Below are 3,069 nucleotides of genomic sequence, written 5' to 3'. Positions count from 1 at the left end.
TCGCCGACCTGCGCGACTTCACCTCCACTCCCGGCGTCGGGGTCACCGCCCTCGTCGGTGGTCACTTGGTGGCGGTCGGCGCACCCGCCCGCCTCCTCGACGGCAACGACGACACCGGCTCTGCCCGCGCCGCCGAGGTCGCGGCTGGCCTGGAGGACGGTGGCCGCACGGCCGTCCTGGTCCTGCGCGACAGCGTCCCCGTCGGGGTGCTGGGCATCGCCGACCGGCTGCGTCCCGATGCCACCGCGACCGTCGCCGCCCTGACCACGCTGACCGGCAGCACGCCGATACTGGTGACGGGCGACAACCCGCGCGCCGCCGCCCGCCTGGCCGCCGAGGCCGGCATCACCGGCGACGAAGTCCACGCCGGGCTCCTGCCCCAGGACAAGGTCGAAGCCGTACGGCGCCTGGAGGCCCGGGGGCGCAAGGTGCTGGTCATCGGTGACGGCGTCAACGACGCCCCGGCACTGGCCGCCGCCCACACCGGCATCGCCATGGGCCGCGCCGGCTCCGACCTCGCCCTGGAGACCGCCGACGCCGTCATCGTCCGCGACGAACTCACCACCGTCCCCACGGTCGTGAGCCTGTCGCGGGCGGCCCGCCGCCTAGTGGTGCAGAACCTGGTCATCGCCGCAGTGTTCATCTCCGGCCTGGTCGTCTGGGACCTGATGGGCCACCTGCCGCTGCCGCTCGGCGTTCTCGGGCACGAGGGCTCGACCGTCATCGTCGGCCTCAACGGCCTGCGCCTGCTGCGCGACGCCGCCTGGAACGGCGCCGCACAGGACATGCGGTGAGCCGCCGTACCAAGAAGGCCGCCCCTGCTTCGGGGGCGGCACGGCCCACCGTCACCGTCTGCCGCGGCTGCTGCTGCGGCACCCCGGCCAAAGTGCCGCACCTGGACCACGAAGCTCAGCTCACCGACCTGCGCACCCAGCTGGCCGAGGTCGCGATGGTCCGGCGCACCGACTGCCTGGACGCATGCGAGCGCGCCAACGTCATCGTCATCCAGCCCTCCGCCGAAGGCCGCACGAACGGCGGACGCCCAGTCTGGCTCGGCCAGGTCAACGACCCCGGCGCCGCTAACGACATCGCCACATGGGTCAAGAACGGCGGCCCCGGCCTCGCCGAGGCACCCGACATCCTCGACCTCTACACGTTCAGCCCCTCCCGACGCGTCCGCCACGAACTCGACGACTGATCATTCCGCCTGGCTGGGACACGCTGAGTGCCTAGATGATCGATTCCAAGGGGTCCGTGGTTAGTGGTCGTAGGCGGTCAGTGAGCGCAGAACCGGCTGTCCGGTGTGGTCGTTGTGCCAGATCGCGGCGGTCAGCGCGAGGATGCGCTGTATGACGCAGGCGATGACGCCGGCTGGTGTGCGGCCGCGGTGCTGTTCGAGGTCGAGCTGCCCCTTGAAGCTCTCGTTGACCGATTGGATGACCTGCCGCAGCGGCTTGAACAGTGGTGCCCCGTCCCGCTCCGGCTCGCCTTTGCGGGCCGGCCGCAGCAGCCGGACGTCTAGCCCGGCCAGCTGGTGCTCGAAGTCGCGGCCGAAGTAGTTCTTGTCACCGATCAGCGTCTGTCCGGGCCGGGCGGCGACCAGTTCCGGTTCGGCAGCGAGAGGCCAGCAGCGTCTCGCGTTCGTCGGCCTTGGCTCCGGTCAGGGCGAAGGCGATCGGCAGGTGAAGGGTGCACACCAGGTGCAGGCGCAGGCCCCAAAAGAAGCGGCTGTGGATCGCGCAGTAGCCGTACTCGGCCCATCCGGCGAGGTCGGACCTTTTGACGGTCTCGCGGGAGCGTCCGCATTCGACCGGCGTGGAGTCGACGATCCACACGTCGTCACTCCACACGGTGGTATCGGTGGCCAGCAGCCGGGCGACCCGGCGAAGCAGCTCGGCGGCCTTGCGCAGACGTTTGTTGTAGCCGGGCTGTTTCGGCAGGTAGGGAAAGAGCTGCCGCAGGTGAGCGCGGCTGTGGCGCAGCCACTTCGCCTCAGAGGTGAAGCCGAGCATGGCCTGCATCATCGCGAGCGTGACCAGCTCGGCATCGGTGAGTCGTGGAGCGATCCCCATGGGTGGCCGCCACGGTGCGAGATGCGGTGAGTCCTTCAGCAAGTCGTCAGTCTTCACATACAGTGCGGTGGCGAGGGAGTCCAAGTCTGGCGTCACAACCGCACTTTGGGCTCCCTTGTCACATGCGGGCAGCCGATCCCTTGAAATCGATCATTCAAGTGGCATGGCGACTACTGTTCCTCGGCCGTGGGCCGTCGTACCTCGAAGTGGAAGCATCCGTATTCCAGTGCCCTGACGTGCACGAGCACCACGTCCGGGTCGCTGAAAGCATCGTCGAAGGCTGCATCAAAGCTAGCCGTGGCGTCGGCCGGAATCTCCAGAAGGCGGCCACCTTCGATATGCCCCCGGGCGTCATACCGGCGCACGGTACGCAGAGCGCCCGGCCGATCGAAGGGATACTTCTCGCCAGGGGTGAACCCACCGCAGTCATCGGCGTGGATGAAGACGGGACCCTGTTCGTCGTACGCGACCGGATCTGCACCCCTCGCGGCGGCCCAGCGACGCAACGGGGCATACGAAACAAGGGCAATCCGCTCGCCGAGCGTGATGGGGCGCAGGCAGCAGCGCAGCGGTGAGCCCACGTCGTCGCGGGTCGCGATGTACGGGGCGCAGGGACGGCCCGCGTCATCGGCAACCCGCAGTTCCTTGAGGACGGCTGCCTCAACGGGGAGCACGGCGTACTTGGTCATGCGCCCATGCTGGATCGACGCACATGTGATTGCTGGCGGGAATCGGACGCCACGGTTCGTGCACACAGAAGACGGACCGGGAACGTCACACCCGCTGAACGCCGGCCGCCCACGATCGCCGACCCCTTGGAATCGATCGTCTAGACGTCTCCCTGTCACGCTTGATCTTGGTGGTTTGTCTGCCCTGGCACTGCACTCCCGGGCGGCGGCCGCTTGTTACTCTCTCCGATCATGCGAGCCCTCTTCCCAGGATCCTTCGACCCGGTCACTCAAGGGCACCAGGACGTACTCCGGCGTGCTGCCCTCCT

The 3,069-nt window shown here is 68.6% G+C and carries 4 protein-coding genes and 1 pseudogene; 3 read left to right on the top strand and 2 right to left on the bottom strand.

Annotated features, from left to right (window positions below):
- Together ADK54_RS10440 and ADK54_RS10435 are read left to right on the top strand one after the other, a co-directional pair.
- The coding region (locus ADK54_RS10440) for an HAD-IC family P-type ATPase (protein ID WP_159047724.1) at positions 1–794 on the top strand (794 nt) is incomplete at its 5' end.
- Complete coding sequence (locus ADK54_RS10435) at positions 791–1,198, top strand: hypothetical protein (protein ID WP_053725292.1); 408 nt, start codon at positions 791–793, stop codon at positions 1,196–1,198. The genes ADK54_RS10440 and ADK54_RS10435, both read left to right, overlap by 4 nt.
- Positions 1,199–1,258: 60 nt before the next feature.
- Here the strand turns inward: ADK54_RS10435 and ADK54_RS10430 are convergent.
- Positions 1,259–2,168 (bottom strand): annotated as a pseudogene (locus ADK54_RS10430) (IS982 family transposase).
- A 74-nt stretch (positions 2,169–2,242) separates the two neighbouring features.
- A complete protein-coding gene (locus tag ADK54_RS10425; protein ID WP_053725291.1) occupies positions 2,243–2,761 on the bottom strand; it encodes a DUF1203 domain-containing protein in 519 nt (172 codons plus the stop codon).
- A 231-nt stretch (positions 2,762–2,992) separates the two neighbouring features.
- On the opposite strand from ADK54_RS10425, the gene ADK54_RS48760 reads away from it, so the two are divergent.
- Positions 2,993–3,069: adenylyltransferase/cytidyltransferase family protein (locus ADK54_RS48760; RefSeq protein WP_159047599.1), on the top strand; the 77-nt coding region annotated here is incomplete at its 3' end.

Source organism: Streptomyces sp. WM6378 (assembly GCF_001279695.1).
GTDB lineage: Bacteria > Actinomycetota > Actinomycetes > Streptomycetales > Streptomycetaceae > Streptomyces.
Note: the sequence above shows the minus strand (reverse complement) of the source record. Positions and strands in the feature narration are given on the sequence as shown.